General features: G+C 62.6%; 16 protein-coding genes and 3 pseudogenes. 10 read left to right on the top strand and 9 right to left on the bottom strand.

Annotated elements, in window-relative coordinates; all coding sequences use genetic code 11:
• Positions 1-5 precede the first annotated feature (5 nt).
• From BO1_RS35405 to BO1_RS54060, 4 genes are all read left to right on the top strand, one after another.
• Entirely contained in the window at positions 6-902 is an 897-nt protein-coding gene (locus BO1_RS35405; RefSeq protein WP_028221614.1) for an HvfC/BufC N-terminal domain-containing protein, read from the top strand.
• Positions 899-1414, top strand: a complete 516-nt coding sequence (locus BO1_RS54065; RefSeq protein ID WP_043287906.1) for a DoxX family protein — start codon at positions 899-901, stop codon at positions 1412-1414. Before BO1_RS35405 ends, BO1_RS54065 begins: the two co-directional genes overlap by 4 nt.
• Positions 1401-2804: a dihydrolipoyl dehydrogenase family protein gene (locus BO1_RS35395; RefSeq protein WP_028221613.1), complete on the top strand. Its 1404-nt coding sequence runs from the start codon at positions 1401-1403 to the stop codon at positions 2802-2804. The genes BO1_RS54065 and BO1_RS35395 overlap by 14 nt, the downstream gene beginning before the upstream one ends.
• Before the next feature lie 198 nt (positions 2805-3002).
• Positions 3003-4052, top strand: a complete 1050-nt coding sequence (locus tag BO1_RS54060) for a helix-turn-helix domain-containing protein (RefSeq protein ID WP_245643985.1) — start codon at positions 3003-3005, stop codon at positions 4050-4052.
• A 20-nt stretch (positions 4053-4072) separates the two neighbouring features.
• Here the strand turns inward: BO1_RS54060 and BO1_RS54055 are convergent, their stop codons facing one another.
• The 3 genes from BO1_RS54055 to BO1_RS35375 form a co-directional block, all read right to left on the bottom strand.
• Positions 4073-4432: a TfoX/Sxy family protein gene (locus tag BO1_RS54055; RefSeq protein WP_043287903.1), complete on the bottom strand. Its 360-nt coding sequence runs from the start codon at positions 4430-4432 to the stop codon at positions 4073-4075.
• Between the two features lie 40 nt (positions 4433-4472).
• Positions 4473-5201, bottom strand: coding sequence for an SDR family NAD(P)-dependent oxidoreductase (locus tag BO1_RS35380; RefSeq protein WP_028221612.1), 729 nt, complete (start codon positions 5199-5201; stop codon positions 4473-4475).
• A 101-nt stretch (positions 5202-5302) separates the two neighbouring features.
• A complete protein-coding gene (locus tag BO1_RS35375) occupies positions 5303-6043 on the bottom strand; it encodes a 3-oxoacyl-ACP reductase family protein (protein ID WP_028221611.1) in 741 nt (246 codons plus the stop codon).
• A gap of 159 nt (positions 6044-6202) precedes the next feature.
• On the opposite strand from BO1_RS35375, the gene BO1_RS35370 reads away from it, so the two are divergent.
• Entirely contained in the window at positions 6203-7096 is an 894-nt protein-coding gene (locus tag BO1_RS35370; protein ID WP_028221610.1) for a LysR family transcriptional regulator, read from the top strand.
• A gap of 42 nt (positions 7097-7138) precedes the next feature.
• Here BO1_RS35370 and BO1_RS58320 read toward each other — a convergent pair.
• A pseudogene (locus BO1_RS58320) lies at positions 7139-7375 on the bottom strand (DUF1016 domain-containing protein); the annotation flags it as partial.
• A gap of 441 nt (positions 7376-7816) precedes the next feature.
• On the opposite strand from BO1_RS58320, the gene BO1_RS35360 reads away from it, so the two are divergent.
• Entirely contained in the window at positions 7817-9196 is a 1380-nt protein-coding gene (locus BO1_RS35360; RefSeq protein WP_028221608.1) for an MATE family efflux transporter, read from the top strand.
• Here BO1_RS35360 and BO1_RS59715 read toward each other — a convergent pair.
• Together BO1_RS59715 and BO1_RS58315 are read right to left on the bottom strand one after the other, a co-directional pair.
• Positions 9193-9435 (bottom strand): hypothetical protein, encoded by a 243-nt coding sequence (locus BO1_RS59715; RefSeq protein WP_156992578.1) that lies wholly within the window; start codon positions 9433-9435, stop codon positions 9193-9195. The two genes, BO1_RS35360 and BO1_RS59715, sit on opposite strands and share 4 nt — an antisense overlap.
• A 556-nt stretch (positions 9436-9991) precedes the next feature.
• On the bottom strand, positions 9992-10291 hold the full coding sequence (locus BO1_RS58315; RefSeq protein WP_028221607.1) for a hypothetical protein: 300 nt from the start codon (positions 10289-10291) through the stop codon (positions 9992-9994).
• A 91-nt stretch (positions 10292-10382) separates the two neighbouring features.
• Between BO1_RS58315 and frmR the strand changes: the two genes are divergently transcribed.
• Genes frmR through fghA form a run of 4 tightly spaced genes read left to right on the top strand, consistent with a single transcriptional unit; the run spans position 10383 to position 13257 of the window.
• Positions 10383-10655, top strand: coding sequence for a formaldehyde-responsive transcriptional repressor FrmR (gene frmR / locus BO1_RS35350; protein ID WP_028221606.1), 273 nt, complete (start codon positions 10383-10385; stop codon positions 10653-10655).
• A 56-nt stretch (positions 10656-10711) separates the two neighbouring features.
• A complete protein-coding gene (locus BO1_RS35345; RefSeq protein WP_028221605.1) occupies positions 10712-11821 on the top strand; it encodes an S-(hydroxymethyl)glutathione dehydrogenase/class III alcohol dehydrogenase in 1110 nt (369 codons plus the stop codon).
• Positions 11822-11843: 22 nt separating this feature from the next.
• Positions 11844-12419, top strand: coding sequence for an S-(hydroxymethyl)glutathione synthase (gene gfa / locus BO1_RS35340; RefSeq protein ID WP_028221604.1), 576 nt, complete (start codon positions 11844-11846; stop codon positions 12417-12419).
• A gap of 7 nt (positions 12420-12426) precedes the next feature.
• On the top strand, positions 12427-13257 hold the full coding sequence (gene fghA / locus BO1_RS35335) for an S-formylglutathione hydrolase (RefSeq protein ID WP_028221603.1): 831 nt from the start codon (positions 12427-12429) through the stop codon (positions 13255-13257).
• A 292-nt stretch (positions 13258-13549) separates the two neighbouring features.
• Here the strand turns inward: fghA and BO1_RS59710 are convergent.
• From BO1_RS59710 to BO1_RS35320, 3 genes and pseudogenes are all read right to left on the bottom strand, one after another.
• Positions 13550-13711, bottom strand: a pseudogene (locus BO1_RS59710) (IS110 family transposase); the annotation flags it as partial.
• Between the two features lie 118 nt (positions 13712-13829).
• A pseudogene (locus BO1_RS61500) lies at positions 13830-14262 on the bottom strand (allantoin permease); the annotation flags it as partial.
• A gap of 173 nt (positions 14263-14435) precedes the next feature.
• The coding region (locus BO1_RS35320) for a porin (RefSeq protein ID WP_028221601.1) at positions 14436-15286 on the bottom strand (851 nt) is incomplete at its 5' end.

Genomic DNA, 15286 nt, shown 5'->3' with positions numbered 1-15286 from the left:
AAGTCATGACACGCCGATCATCCTGCCGAACGTTTCTGCCATCGCCGGGCCGCGCCGCGCAGGGCATGCGCACCGGCAACCTGCACGATCGCCAGCAGGACTTCGCGGCCGCGCTGCTGGACCCGACCCTGCCGATGCCGCCCGGCCTCGTCGGCCCCGACCGGAAGCCGGACGTCAAACGCTTCAACATCTATCGGAACAACGTCGTCACGGCCCTGATCGACGCGCTGAGTGCGGCGTTCCCGGCAGTACGGCGCATCGCAGGCGACGCGTTCTTCACGGCGATGGCGCGCATCTACGTCGTTCTCGATCCGCCCCGCTCGCCTGTCATGCTCGAATACGGCGAGACGTTCCCGCGCTTCATCGAAGCGTTCGAGCCGGCGAGCAGCGTGCCGTATCTGGCCGATGTCGCACGTCTCGAACGCGCCTGGGCAGAGGCGTATCACGCAGCCGAATCCGTGCCGATCGCGCTCGCGGAACTCGGCGCTGTCGCGGCGCCACGCGTTGCCCAGATTAGCTTGAAGACGCATCCGTCGCTGCGGGTGGTGCGCTCGCCCTTTCCCGTCGTGGACCTGTGGCACATGAACCTCGACGGCGGCACCCCGGTTGCCATCGACCTCTGCGGCGGCGGCCAGCATGCGCTCGTCATTCGTCCGCATGCCGACGTCGAAGTGCGTCAGGTGACGAACGGCGCGGCAACGTTCGTCCAGTGTCTCGTTGCCGGCCGCTCGCTTGCCGTGTCGACCTCGCTCGCGCGTCACGCCGACGCTGGCTTCGACCTCGCTCGTGCGCTCGTCGAACTGTTCGCGATCGGCGCGATCGTCGGATGGAGCCCGGGAGACGACGCGGATGCGCCGCCCGGGGCGCAGCGCGACGTGCCCCCCACCACGAGGCGCGCATGAACCCGACCACCGTGCCGGCGAAAGGCCGTATCGAGTTGCTGACCCGTGCCGTGCTGGAGCGGCTTCGGGAGATCGCGTGGTGCGTCGCGCCGCCGTTGCTGCGGCTCGCGCTCGCGCTGCCCTTCCTGCGCTCCGGCCGCACCCGATGGGACGGCTTTCTCTCACTCTCGCCAGCAACGCTCTACCTGTTCGAGAACCAGTTCAAGGTCCACCTGTTCGGCGCGGCGTTCGGCTTCCCCGCGCCGGACACGATCGCGCTGGTCGTGGCCATCGCCGAGATCACACTGCCCATCCTGCTTATCCTCGGGCTCGCGACGCGACTGGCGGCGCTCGCGCTGCTGGTGATGACCGGCGTCATTCAACTCGTTTTTCCGGACGGCTGGGCGAACTTCCATCTGTACTGGGCATCCCTGGCGGTCGGGATCATGGCGATCGGTCCGGGCGCGCTGTCGCTGGACCGGCTGATCGACCGCGTGTCGCATCGGCGCGGTCGCGTTGATGAATCGCTATGACGTCATCGTCATTGGCTGCGGCGCGGGCGGATACCACACCGCCATTCGCGCCGGCCAGCTCGGCTTCGACGTCGCCTGCGTCGAACGCGCGCCACAGCCAGGCGGCGCCGGCATCCGCTCCGGCTGCTTCCCGTCGCAGTTGCTACTCCATGCGTCCGCGCTGTACGACATCGCGCACAGGGCAAAGCACGCCGCGCGCGGAATCGACTGCGTGACGACGCTGCATCTCGCGCGGATGATGGACCACAAAACGGCCATGATCGACCGGATGTCGAGAAAGACGCACGGCCTCTTGCGCGCGCAGCGGGTCCGGCTGATTTCCGGGCACGCACGGCTCGCCGGCGCTGGCACGGTGATCGTCACCCGAACCGATGGGACGCAGCAGACCCTGTCCGCCGCCGCGATCGTGATCGCTACGGGATCCGAACCGATTCCGCTTGCCAACGCCGCATTCGACCATGCCCGCATCATCGATTCAGCCGACGCGCTGTCGCTCGACCGGATTCCACGCCATCTGGTCATCGTCGGCGCGGGGGCGGTCGGGGTCGAGCTTGGCTCGATCTGGCGACGTCTGGGGTCGCGCGTGACCCTGATCGAGCGCGGCGGCCGGATCTGCAACTGGCTGGACGCGGAACTCGCGGCCACGCTGCAACGGGCGCTGATACGCCAGGGCATCCAGATCCGGCTGTCGACCGAAGTGGTCGGTCTGGAGCGCCGGTCCGACCGCGTGTCCGTCCAGCTTCGCGGCGCCGAAGCCAGCCGCACCACGACGACGGTCGATGCAGACACCGTGCTCGTCGCGATCGGCCGCCGGCCCTCGACTGCCGGCTTGAATCTGTCGAGCGTCGGCATCCAGCCCGATGCACCCGGCGCGTGGCCGCAGCGCAAGCCGTGGGGTGGCAGCCGCGGACTTTGGGTCGTTGGCGACGCCGCCGGCGGGCCGATGGTCATGTCGAAGGCCGAGGAGGAAGCGATCGCCTGCGCCGAGCAGATCGCCGGCCTGCCCGGGTTCGTCAACTATGCGGCGATCCCGCAGGTGCTCTACACGAGCCCCGAAGTCGCGACGATCGGCAAGACCGAGCAGGAGCTTCGGCTGGCGGGCGTGCACTACAGGATCGGCCGCTATCCGCTTTGCGCGAATGCGAACGCGATGATCCGCGATACCCCGGAGGGATTCGTGAAGCTGCTGGTCGACTCCAGCACGAATCTCATATCAGGCGCCCATCTCGTCGGCGCGGGATCGGCCGACCTGATTTCGCAGGTCGCCATCGCGATGGAAGCGTCAATGATCTGCGAAGACTTCGCCCGGATCTGCCATCCGTATCCCACGTGGTCGGAAGCGCTGCGCCAGGCCGCGATGGCTGCGGGCGGATGGATGATGCACGCTTAGTTGCGTCGGCCTGTGCGTGGGCCGCATGCGGCATCGAAAGCATCAATCGTCCAAATCGAGCAACAAGCTGCAAGCCATCGAACCGCGAGCCACGTATCTTCATGTTGCGGCGGCGTCTGGCCACCGTTTGTGCCACACTACGGCTTGCTACGCTCGATGTGCGATGTGCGAATCCGGACCCGCTGAACAGAGGCACCGATGATCACCGCGTTCGAATCCCCAGGGCAGCGGGGAGACGGCAACGAAGCCGTCGCGCCGAATCACATGAAGTCCGCGCAAGCCGCCCCGCAACCTCCGGATTGGCCCCGGCTGATCACGATCGACGAAATCCTGCATGCAAGGCTGCAGCAGCCCGTTGCCACGACCCGCGGCCGCGGCTGGAAGGGCGTCACCGTCGACGTCCATCGCCCCTATTTCGGTTGTTCCGAACGCTACGGCGGGCTCGACCATCACCTGATCGGCTACTGCCCGTCGGGCAGCGCGCGACTGGTGCAGACGCGAGCCGGCGTCGTCCATAGCGGCACGGTATCGGCCGGCACCGCGTACATCATGCCGGCCGGCTGCGACTCGGTGTGGGAAGGCGATTCGGGGCAGTCCGTCCGCCTGCGGGTGCCCCCCTCGCTCGTTGCGCTCGCCGGCGAGCAACTTGGCCGGCAGAACGTTCAGGTCGAAATCCGCAGCGTGTTTCTGGTGCGGGACCCCGTCATCGAGCGCCTCGCACAGAGCCTCGTCAGCGAGATCGACACGAAAGCGCATCCGGCTCAGGTGCTGCTCGTCGAGGCCCTTTCCGCCGCGCTGGCGGCGCACATGCTTCGCAGCTACAACGCGTTCGAACCGCTCGAGCCCCCGCCGGACCGCTCACTGGGCAAGCTCGAAGTCGCGCGGCTCACGGAGTTCATCGAAGACCATCTCGACCGGCCGATCTGCCTCGAAGACCTTGCTGCACTCGTGAACGTGAGCCGGTTCCATTTCAGCCGACTCTTCAAGCGGACGATCGGGGTCACCGCCATCAGCTACGTCGAGCAATGCCGGATTCGTCGCGCGAAATCGCTGATTCTCGAAACCGGCCTGCCGCTCGCGGAAATCGCGCTGGCGACAGGCTTCGCGGATCAAAGCCATTTCACCCGGCGCTTCCAGCGTCATGTCGGTTGCACGCCGGCCGCTTACGCGCGTGAGCAGGGACAGCGCCGGACCGCCCCACGCCCGGCGCGTCCGGAACCGCTGAACAAACGCTCGATGACCGATTGATGCGCCGGCGCTCGTCCGCATCATGCGCGCCGCCTCAGTCTCGTGTTGCCGCGTTTGCGGATGTCCGCCCGCCTGGCGGCGGCCGCTGCCAGCTTGACCCAGGCGGCCATGCTCTCCGGATCGTCAAAAGCGTCCACCGGCACGGTCCAATATGGCATCGAAGCGGTCTTGCCGCTTTTGTCGGTGTGCACCCATTGCGTCGCACCTGCGGCTTCAAACCTTGGAGCGGTCTCGACATCGACCTTCAGCAGCAGTTCGCCATCGCGCCGGACGATGCCGACGACAAGACCGTCGAAATAGACCGCCTTGCCGCCGAACAACCGCTTGATCGTTACGCGGCCAAGGCCGGCGAACAGGTCCTCAATCGCAAGGTTATCCATCTCTGTCTCTGCGCTGTGGTGTCGCAACTCAGGCCGCTGATCAAATCTGTGCCCTGCCGCCATCGACAAAAAGTTCGATGCCTGTGACAAAACTGGAGTCGTCCGAAGCCAGAAACAGTGCAGCCTTTGCGACTTCATCGGCCTCGCCCATGCGTCCCATGGGGATGGTCGACACCATCTTCGCGATGATGTCGGCTGGCTGGCCATCCGTGATCGGCGTGTCGATCGGACCTGGGCTGAGGACATTCGAGCGAATGCGCCGGTCCTTCAGTTCCACGGTCCATGCGCGGACGAAGTTCCGTACAGCAGCCTTGCTCGCGCCGTACACGCCGAAGGCAGGCGTGCCCTTCATGCTCGCGACAGAGCCCGTGAGAATGATCGAGCCGCCATCATTGAGCAGCGGCAACGCCTTCTGCACCGTGAACAGCGTTCCTTTTACATTGATGTCGAATATTTTGTCGAAATGCTCCTGCGTGATCTGTCCCAGGGGAGCAAAGTCGCCAACACCGGCATTGGCGAAGACGATGTCGATTCGGCCCTTTGCTTTGACGGCTTCGTACAGGCGATCGAGGTCGGACATGTTCGAAATGTCACCTTGAACACCGGTGACGTTGCTGCCGATTTCCCTCACGGCCTCCTCGAGCTCCTTCTGGCGGCGACCGGTAACGAAGACATAGGCGCCCTCGCTGACGAAGCGTTTCGCTGTCGCCAGGCCTATGCCCGTTGTGCCACCCGTGACGACCGCGATTTTTCCGGCTAATTTCTTCATTGGTGGAACTCCATCAACGGTTGAGTCTCGTTACGCGGCCGCGCCGGGGCGGCTCGATACCGCCTCATGCCACCACTTGTGCTCCATGGGCAAGGACAGTCTCAGGCATTCATGCCGCCATCAACGGTCAGGTTCGCGCCGGTGATATAGGAAGATTCCGGACCGGCGACAAACGACACAGCCGCCGCGATCTCCTCCGCACGCCCGTAGCGATCGAGGGCGGTAGCCGCTTTCTGCGGTACGGCCCAATCACCCGAAGCCGGATTCAGGTCCGTGTCGATAGGGCCGGGCTGCACGTTGTTGACCGTGATGCCTCGGCTCCCAACTTCCCTGGATAGCGCCTGAGTGAACATCTTCACGGCGGCCTTGGTCGCTGCATAAGGCACCAGCCCGGGCGCAACGGCACGCTCGCCCACTGCCGAGCCGATCATGATGACGCGCCCGCCGTCGTTCATGTGTTTCAACGCGGCTTGGGTCGTGGCGAACACCCCACGAACGTTGATATCGAGGACGCGGTCCATCTCTTCGAGCGTGGTTTCCTCGAACGGCTTCGGAATCGCCGTGCCGGCATTGTTCACCAGCACATCCAGCCGGCCGAGGGTCGCAACCACCTTTTCAACCGCACTCTTGACGGCGGCGACATCGGCCGCATCGGCCTGAATCGCCAAAGCCTTGCCGCCATCGAGTTCAATGGCCTTGACCACTGCGGCGGCCGCGGCGGCGTCCCTCGCGTAGGTAATGGCGACGCTTGCTCCATCCGCGGCGAGACGCCTGGCAATCGCCGCACCTATGCCTCGCGAGCCGCCGGTCACTAGCGCCACTTTGTTCGTCAACGTGTTCATTGCTCTGCTCCTGATGATCGATCTATCGAAAACATCCTTTAGGATCAGCAACTTGCCGATCGGCACGCTTGTATCCCTGGCAGTCAATGTATGCCCCTGCAGCGGTCCTGAAAAATACCTTGTAAGCTGGGGGGCATACCTCTAACGCATGGATAGGCAATGGAACTCCGGCATTTGCGTTACTTCATCGGCGTTGCCGAAGAAGGCAGCCTGACGACCGCTGCCGAGCACCGCCTGCACGTTTCCCAGCCCGCGTTGAGCCGGCAGATTCGCGATCTGGAATATCAGGTTGGCGTCGAACTACTGACTCGCAGCATTCATGGCGTCGAGCTGACTGCTGCGGGCAAGATCTTCCTCGACCACGCCCGTCTCGCTCTGGCGCAGGTCGCTGCCGGCGTGGAAGGTGCGCGCCGCGCAGCCCAGCCGGCAAAGAAGACCTTTGCCATTGGCTTCCAGACCGGGCACGAGATGAACTGGCTGCCACGGGCAATGCATGTGTTGCGCGACGAGTTGAAGAACATCGACGTCACCGTGTCGAGTGACTATTCGCCGGACCTGGCCGAGGCGCTCGTCCGTGGCCGGCTCGACGTGGCCTTCATGCGCGCCGAACCCGGCTTTGAGCTGGACTACGAGGTTGTCGATCACGAGCCACTGATCGTCCTGATGCCGAGCGACCATCGCCTCACCACGAGGGAAGCCATTGATCCGCATGAGTTCGTCGGCGAGATCTTCATCGGCGGCTCCAACAAGGCCGGCGTATTGCACGCTGTTACCGTGGAATACCTGCATCGATCGGGAATCGACATCAAGTTCGATCACGGTGTAGACAACCTGACGATGGCCATATCCCTCGTTGCCTCCACCCGCGGGCTGGCGCTGATGCCCACCTACGCCAGGAATCTGCTGCCCTGGTCCGTCGTCAGCCGTCCTTTGAAGGGCGAGGCGCCGACGATCGACGTCGCCGTCGGCTACAGCAGAGCGAACCGCTCGCCGACTCTCGAGCTGTTCCTGTCACGCCTCGGCGAACTGCGGGAGTGGGTCGAGAAGCGCTGACGGTGCTTCGAACTGCACCCAAGATTCAGGCATATCTGCTTAACGATGTTGCGCACGGGAACAGCGGTGGCCGGCGCACCCGAGAAAGTCGAAGGCGTATTCGTCCTCCACCGCCAGCCTGGCCTGCGCGCGCTGGGCTGGGGTCAGCGTCTTGTCGAAATTGGTCTGGCCCAGCAGCGATTTCTCGTAGCTCTGATTGTCAATCTGGTGCGAGAGCACGTTCTTCGACCAGCCGAACTTGCGCGTCATGAGCAGGTAGAACTCGCGCTCTTGCGCATCCCATGGAAAACAAGCACTTGGGAACTTCTCCCCAAGTACGCAGGTCTGTATTACGCGCCTGGCAATCCGGGCGTGATGTTTTGGCGCAGCGGCGGCATCCCGCCCAACCCTCCCATGACGTCAAACGACTGGCGCGATGCCCCTGGCAAGCGCGTCATGCACGAGACACCATGAACTTCCTCGTTTTCTCCGCTTCCCGGCAAGGCGTTGTCTGGCTGCATCTGCACCAGGCGATGTTTCCACCGTCCGCATCGCGGTCAGTCTCTCTGGCCCGCTAACGCACGCCTGTCTATCCGCGCGTACGTCTCGGGCGGAGCGCTCACGCCATCGCTTGCGCGTGGGCGGTGACCTCTTTCATTCGAAGTTTTCAACGAATTTCGATATGCAAGCCACGGTGAGCTGCGTCCCGACACGACGCGGCAATTAATCATCGGGGGGACCATGTCTCTATCCAATCACTGCAATACTCCGCAGGGCGCGAGGACGTCCCTGCTCAAGCAATTCACGTCGCTCGCGATTCCGACGATCCTGTCGGGCTGGGTCTACACGATCTACACATTGATCGACGGGATTTTCATCGGCCGTTACGTCGGCCAACAAGCTTTGGCCGCGCTGAATCTGGTCGTGCCGCTGCTCTACATCCCTTATGCAGTCAGTGTGATGGTGGGCGTGGGCGGTGCCACGTTGATCGCCCGTCTGCTCGGCGAGCAGCGTGACGCCGAGGCGCGTCGCGCCTTCTCTCAGGTGCTGTGGGTGATGCTCGCCTCCGGTATCGTGATGAGCGCCGGCGTGCTGGTGTTCAAGCACGAGATCGCGGCCGCGCTGGGCGCGCAAGGGGCCATCACTAACGATGTCGTGGCCTATCTGTCGGGCTGGGCCTGGTTCATCGTGTTCGCCAACGGTCTCTACGCGATGGAGTTGTTTCTGCGCGTGGAAGGGGCGCACGCCGCGCGCTTTGGGTTGTATGCGATGTTTCTCGGCGCGCTTGCCAACGTGGTACTGGACTACTGGCTGATCGTCGTGCGCGGCATGGGGATGTACGGGGCATCACTCGCCACCGGCATCTCGATGATGGTCTCGAGCAGCGCCATGCTGGCCTATCACGTCTGGCTCGCGCACAAGGTCGTGCCTGCGGCCCGTGCGTTCGGTGGCGGCGCGTTGCATGTCTGGCGCGCGATGTACAACGGTGCGTCGGAATTCCTCGGCGCCATTGCGCCCGCGGTCACGGTGCTCGCCTTTAACCGCGTGATTCTGGCAAATTTCGGTGAACCGGGCCTCGCGGCGTACGCGATTCTGGAGTACATGACGCTCGGCGCGACGGTCACGATCGTCGCGCTCGTGCAAAGCATGCAACCGATGATCAGTTTCTATCGTGGCGCCCGCGATATGCTTGCGCTGCGCGAGTCTTTCCGCCTTGGCGTGATGGCCGTGATGGGGTTCTCGATGCTGGTGGCCGTTGCGATGACGACGTTGGCGCGCCCGCTGACGTTCGCGTTTCTGCCGGCGGGCGGTGAAGCATGGGGGATTCTCGAGCATGCGGTGCTCTGGTGCGCACTCGCATTCCTGCCTGCAGCCGGCAATTTGATCGTGGCGGGCTTTCTGACGGCCGTAGAGGCCCCAGGCCCGTCCGCCGCCATCGCGATGCTGCGTAGCTGGGTGCTGCTGCTCGGCACGCTGTGGTTGCTCAATGCGTGGCTCGGTGGCGCAGCCATCTGGTACACGCTGCTGATCACCGAGATGGTGACGTTGGCCATCAGCGTCTGGCTTTACTGGCGTAACGTTCGTAATGAGCGAGGGCTGGCGCCGCTTCCGGTGCCTTAAGCGTTAGCGGAGCTCGGTCCACACCTTCCGCGCTTTGCCCTGAATGGCCCGAAGCTCCGCGCCACCTCGCGGTACAGATCGTCGCGCTCGTAGCCGACCAACTCACGGTCATCCAGTTGCAGGGCCAGCAGATGGCCGCTGCCACAGGTCAGCCATGCGCCGGCAAAACTTGCATCGCCGAACAAAGGAGTTTGAAATTGAGAATAACCCGTCACAGCAAACTGGTCGGATGAAGCCACCGGAGACCACTTGCCGCCTGCCTCCCTGCCCTTTCCGGGCGCGGATGCCTATGACGATTCCCACAGTTCCCAGAGCGGGGCGCTCTGCCATTTCGCCGCACAATTCCACTCGAACGTATACCGTCAACCAATACCGTCAGACTGATTTGACGGTATCGGGCGAGGCCGTCCGAGGAGGAAATGTCGATACCGTCACCGATACCGAAATTTCCACTTGGTATTGCCCGGATCACAGCAGACCAAATCGGACAATAACTCCATGTTTTTTAAAGGAAAAACAGGGAAAACCGGAGCTCCCGGAACGACTTGGGAGCAGTCTGAATCATTCCCACTCGATCATCAACAGATCTCGCAAACCCGCATGGTTAAAGGGTTTCGCTGTGATCGACATGGGCCTTTACCGTCGCTTTTACCGTCATAAGCGCACATCTTTTGCTGGCGCGGGAGATGGAGCGATTTGCGGGGCGACGACTCTAGCAACACAATCATCAATCACCTCACAAGGATACAGGAGGCAATGAGCCTTGTCCCCTCCCTCGATCCTCTATCGGTTCGCCTACGCTGGCCTTAACAGCTTCTCGATGGCCACGGCCACTTCCCCCAAGGCATTGATGACGCCGTCCAAGACGAAATCGAGAGCCCGTCCATAGCCCGCATTGACGTTCGCTGTGCCGAAACCAATCTGCTGAACGTTTTCTACCCGTCGCCACGGGCAGAAGTCAAACCGATGGGCGTAGCCGAATACCAGCCGATACGCGAGGTCCTCAGTCGATGGAAACCGCCCTGCCGACCATCGATCAAATTGAAGCTGAGCTGCGTTCCGACCTGTCGACGGTACTCGGTAGATTTCGTCCACCAGCGCTCTCCCAATCGGGGGCGCCCAAAATATATACTCCCTGCCAGTATTGGCCTATACTACTACCCAGTATCACGACATCGATGCCATCATGCCCCATTCCCCCGAAGAAAAGAAGCGCGTGCTCACGCGCGTGCGCAGGGTTCGCGGCCAGCTGGACGCGCTCGAGCGCGCGCTGGAGGAAGGCGCCGACTGCGCGCCGGTGCTCCAGCAACTGGCGGCGATTCGCGGCGCGATCAATGGCGTGATGGCCGGTGTGCTCGAAAGTCACCTGCGCGAAGAGTTCACCCACCTAGCAGGATCAGCGGAATCCCCGGGATCGATCGACGATGTCGTGACCCTCGTTCGAACCTATTTACGCTAACTCACCGCGGTATTTCCCGCCCCGATTTGGCCGAACCCTTTTTTTACAGGACTACTATGAAATCGCGTGCTGCAGTAGCCTTTGCGCCGGGCAAGCCCCTCGAGATCGTCGAGATCGACGTCGAACCGCCCCGCAAGGGCGAGGTGCTGGTGAAGATCACGCATACCGGCGTTTGTCACACCGATGCCTTCACGCTTTCGGGCGACGACCCCGAAGGCCTCTTCCCGGTCGTGCTCGGCCACGAGGGCGCCGGGATCGTCGTGGAAGTGGGCGAAGGCGTGACCAGCGTGAAGCCCGGCGATCACGTGATCCCCCTCTATACCGCCGAATGCGGCGAGTGCCTCTTCTGCAAGAGCGGCAAGACCAATCTGTGCGTGTCCGTGCGCGCAACCCAGGGCAAGGGCGTGATGCCCGACGGCACCTCGCGCTTCAGCTACAACGGGCAGCCCCTCTACCACTACATGGGCTGCTCCACGTTCAGCGAATACACCGTGGTGGCCGAAGTGTCGCTCGCGAAGATCAACCCGCAAGCCAATCCCGAGCAGGTGTGCCTGCTCGGCTGCGGCGTGACCACGGGTCTCGGCGCGGTGAAGAACACTGCCAAGGTGCAGGAAGGCGATACCGTTGCCGTATTCGGTCTGGGCGGCATCGGTCTTGCGGTGATCCAGGGCGCGAAGCTCGCCAAGGCCGGCCGCATCATCGCAGTCGACACCAATCCGGGCAAATTCGATCTGGCGCGCGCGTTCGGGGCCACCGACTGCGTGAACCCCAAGGATCACGAAAAGCCCATTCAGCAGGTGATCGTCGACATGACGGGCTGGGGCGTGGATCACAGCTTCGAATGTATCGGTAACGTGAATGTCATGCGCGCGGCGCTCGAATGCGCGCATCGCGGCTGGGGCCAGTCGGTCGTCATCGGCGTGGCCGGCGCGGGTCAGGAAATCTCCACGCGCCCGTTCCAGCTCGTGACGGGCCGCCGCTGGCTGGGCACGGCATTCGGCGGCGTGAAGGGCCGCTCGCAGTTGCCGGGCATGGTCGAAGACGCGATGGCGGGCAAGATCCAGCTCGCGCCGTTCGTCACCCACACGAAGCCGCTTTCGGACATCAACGAAGCGTTCGACCTGATGCACGAGGGCAAATCGATCCGGACCGTCGTTCATTACTGACACGCAAGGAAGGAGAGAGACCATGGCCTCAGCCATTCACCCCACGATTGATCGCGGCATTCAGAAAGGCGCCGAAAACTTCGCGGGCGGCACGCTGCGTTGCCAGTGCGCGCAAGATCCAGTCGAAGTCCGCATTGACTCGCAGGTCCTGTTCAACCACGCCTGCGGCTGCACCCAGTGCTGGAAGCCGGCAGGCGCGCTGTTTTCGGTCATCGGCGTCGTGCCGCGCGACAAGGTGACGGTCACGGCGCACGGGGAAAAGCTGAAGGTCGTGGACGACAAGGCCACGATCCGGCGCCATGCCTGCGGCGTCTGCGGCACGCACCTGTATGGCCGTATCGAGAACAAGGATCACGCGTTCTACGGCCTCGACTTCATCCACACGGAGCTGTCGAACGATACGGGCTGGGACGGCCCCGGCTTCGCGGCCTTCGTCTCCTCGATCATCGAGAGCGGCACGCCGCCTTCGGCCATGGCCGATGTGCGCCAAACGCTGCGCGACAAGGGCCTTGAGCCATACGACTGCCTGAGCCCCACGCTCATGGATCTACTCTCCGCCCAGGCCGCGAAGGCCAAAGGCACTTACCGGGAGGCCTGAAACGCTTATGGAGCGCATTGAAAAACACGTCAGCCACGGCGGCAGTCAGGAGGTGTGGAAGCACGCCTCTTCCACCGTGGGCGGCGAAATGAAGTTTGGCATCTATCTGCCCGAGCCCGCTTTGCGCGGGCAGAAATGCCCTGTGCTGTACTGGCTTTCGGGCCTGACCTGCACCGAGCAGAACTTCATCACCAAGGCCGGCGTGCAACGCTACGCGGCGGAACACGGGATCATCGTCGTCGCGCCGGACACCAGTCCGCGCGGCAGCGATGTGCCCGATTCGCCCGACTACGATCTCGGCCAGGGCGCGGGGTTCTACGTGAACGCCACGCGGGAACCGTGGGCGAAGCACTTCCGCATGTACGACTACGTGGTTTCCGAATTGCCGGCCGTTGTCGAAGCCGGGTTCGCCGCCAACGACGCGCGCTCGATCAGCGGGCACTCGATGGGCGGGCACGGCGCGCTGGTCGTTGCGCTGCGCAATCCGGGCCGTTATCGCAGCGTCTCCGCGTTCTCGCCGATCGTCGCGCCAAGCCAGGTGCCGTGGGGACAAAAGGCGCTTGCCGCCTATCTTTGCGACGACCACGAAGCGTGGAAGCAGTATGACGCCGTGGAACTGGTCGGCAGCGCGAGCGAAAAGCTACCGCTACTCGTGGAGCAAGGCGGCGGCGACGAATTCCTGAACACGCAGTTGCGCCCGGAGCTGCTGCAGGCGGCCTGCGAAAAGGCAGGACATCCGCTGCATCTCAACGTTCGCGAAGGCTACGACCACAGCTATTACTTCATCGCCAGCTTTATCGGCGAACACATGGCGTTTCACGCCAATGCGTTGAATTGACGCCAAGCTGCGGCGCACGTTCAAAGACGGTCGGTGGTTTCCTCCGTACTGACACTTCTCTCGAACATCCTGATGGCGTGGAACACCACCCACATTGGGGTGATCGTACTTTCCATGCAGAATCTGGCGGTTGCAGGGCGCAGTGGCTTACCCGACAAAGCTTTCCCGTTTCTTGGATGCCGCACCTTTGCGCGGAAGGCAAGTCTTTGATTTATCAACAATATCTTTCGCCAACCGCCAGAATTTGTATGATTCGAATGATTACCCCGGTACGGCCTGTCGCGGACGACTCTGCCCAGATGGTCCGCGCCATCTTGTTTGCCAGCGCCACGATCACGACATTCTTCGGTCTCCGATTGATCATCTGCTCGACCCATGGACCAGTTTCCTTCGCGTGCCTCAACACTGCACGCGCACCGTGGATCAACACCGTTCGCAGGTACGTGTCGCCGCGGTGATATGACTCCGGGTGTCAATCTGGATCTGTTTTCAAGATCTGCTCCCTGGTTAGAGCAAATTTCCTGAGGGCGGCGTAGCTGTAAATCTCGACGGTGGATCAGGCTAATTTAGATCACCACGAGTAGCGAGGCGAGCGGATACGAGATCGATGGCACCAGCCTGTGCAAGGCAACCGCGATCACCGAACTCTCGAAGACCGCGTAATAGATCACCGTCGCCGCGAACACCGGTGTTGCCAAGGCTGCCCCTGCACTGCCGAACAACAGACGTGAAAACAAGGATACTGACAAACCGGTACGCAGCGCATAGCGGGTGAGCACGTAGTTCACGGCGGAATACACCAGCACCGGAAGCGCCATGCCGATCGCGGCGTTCGCGGTGCCGTAGTAAAGCGCGAGTGTGGCACCAATTCAGGTACACCATCGCATTGCACAGCGCCCACCACGCCATGGTGAGCGCGAACCTGGGCATACGAGCCTGCTCATGCAGGCGGACAGTCGACAGATACACTTCGGCATTGCCGGCCGGGTCAAGTGCTCCAGCCATCACTATATCCTACTCGGTCTTTGATTATCTGTTCTTTAGCTATACAACCTAATATGATGAATACAGTTCCGAACAACTCTTCGATATTGCTGCTATTTACATTCACCCGGCTGCGGTAAGACATCAGCAGCCCAAGGGAGGCGCAAGGTTCCGACCTTACGCAGCCGGATTGGTCAGAACACGTGGTGGATACCGATGTCGACACCGACAGTCGTGCCGGGCGGCGCGTACAGCGAACTCGGCGTGTTGCCGCCATCGCCGATCTCAAGGCCGAGGTTCTGACTGCCCTTGTTGTTGACCACGCCAACCTGTGCATACAGCCCTGTGGCCTTCGACAGGCTGTAGTTGACCCCGAGCGCACCCATCAGCGACTTGCTGGACATATCGTTGCGGTTGACCATGTACCAGACGCCACCATTCAGATCGATCGTCGGCGTAGCCTGATAGTCGAGACCACCGTTCCACACGTCGTTGTTGATCCCGCTTCCAGCCATCTTGTAGTTTGTAAACGAGCCCTTGGCCGTCATCGAGCCAAACGTATAGCTGGCGCCCAGGGTACGGCCGATCATGCCCAGCGTCGAGGGCAAGGGCGATACCGAGGGCCCCTCATTTCCGTTGTAATAGGCTGCAAATACACCCAGGCCGTTCCAGTGGTACGAAAGGTTGGCCGAATACACGCGCCCCGCCTGGAAGTCCCCCGCCACTCCACCCAGCGCATACATCAGACTGCCTTGAAAACCCGCCAGAACCGGACTCGTGTAGGTCACCGCATTGGCGCTGAAGATGCCGCTGACGACCGTATTGTTGACGAACGGCACCAGGGAGCTACCCAACTGCGACAAATTGCGCGGATCGAGTGCGTATACCGCATCGAAGAACGGTGAATACTGCAGACCAGCTCGCACCGTACCGAAGTTGCCTCGCAGACCGACCCAGGCCTGTCGTCCGAAAAAGTTGCCGTTCGAATCGTTGAAACCACCGTTGGCGATGCTGATGCCGCTTTCCAGTTTGAACTCGGCATGCA

This window comes from Paraburkholderia oxyphila NBRC 105797 (genome assembly GCF_000685075.1).
In the GTDB taxonomy this organism is placed as follows: domain Bacteria; phylum Pseudomonadota; class Gammaproteobacteria; order Burkholderiales; family Burkholderiaceae; genus Paraburkholderia; species Paraburkholderia oxyphila.
Note: the sequence above shows the minus strand (reverse complement) of the source record. Positions and strands in the feature narration are given on the sequence as shown.

Coding starts and splice junctions, on each gene's coding strand:
- BO1_RS35405 (WP_028221614.1), top strand. CDS start 6: ATGACACGCCGATCATCCTGCCGAACGTTTCTGCCATCGCCGGGCCGC.
- BO1_RS54065 (WP_043287906.1), top strand. CDS start 899: ATGAACCCGACCACCGTGCCGGCGAAAGGCCGTATCGAGTTGCTGACC.
- BO1_RS35395 (WP_028221613.1), top strand. CDS start 1,401: ATGAATCGCTATGACGTCATCGTCATTGGCTGCGGCGCGGGCGGATAC.
- BO1_RS54060 (WP_245643985.1), top strand. CDS start 3,003: ATGATCACCGCGTTCGAATCCCCAGGGCAGCGGGGAGACGGCAACGAA.
- BO1_RS54055 (WP_043287903.1), bottom strand. CDS start 4,432: ATGGATAACCTTGCGATTGAGGACCTGTTCGCCGGCCTTGGCCGCGTA.
- BO1_RS35380 (WP_028221612.1), bottom strand. CDS start 5,201: ATGAAGAAATTAGCCGGAAAAATCGCGGTCGTCACGGGTGGCACAACG.
- BO1_RS35375 (WP_028221611.1), bottom strand. CDS start 6,043: ATGAACACGTTGACGAACAAAGTGGCGCTAGTGACCGGCGGCTCGCGA.
- BO1_RS35370 (WP_028221610.1), top strand. CDS start 6,203: ATGGAACTCCGGCATTTGCGTTACTTCATCGGCGTTGCCGAAGAAGGC.
- BO1_RS35360 (WP_028221608.1), top strand. CDS start 7,817: ATGTCTCTATCCAATCACTGCAATACTCCGCAGGGCGCGAGGACGTCC.
- frmR (WP_028221606.1), top strand. CDS start 10,383: ATGCCCCATTCCCCCGAAGAAAAGAAGCGCGTGCTCACGCGCGTGCGC.
- BO1_RS35345 (WP_028221605.1), top strand. CDS start 10,712: ATGAAATCGCGTGCTGCAGTAGCCTTTGCGCCGGGCAAGCCCCTCGAG.
- gfa (WP_028221604.1), top strand. CDS start 11,844: ATGGCCTCAGCCATTCACCCCACGATTGATCGCGGCATTCAGAAAGGC.
- fghA (WP_028221603.1), top strand. CDS start 12,427: ATGGAGCGCATTGAAAAACACGTCAGCCACGGCGGCAGTCAGGAGGTG.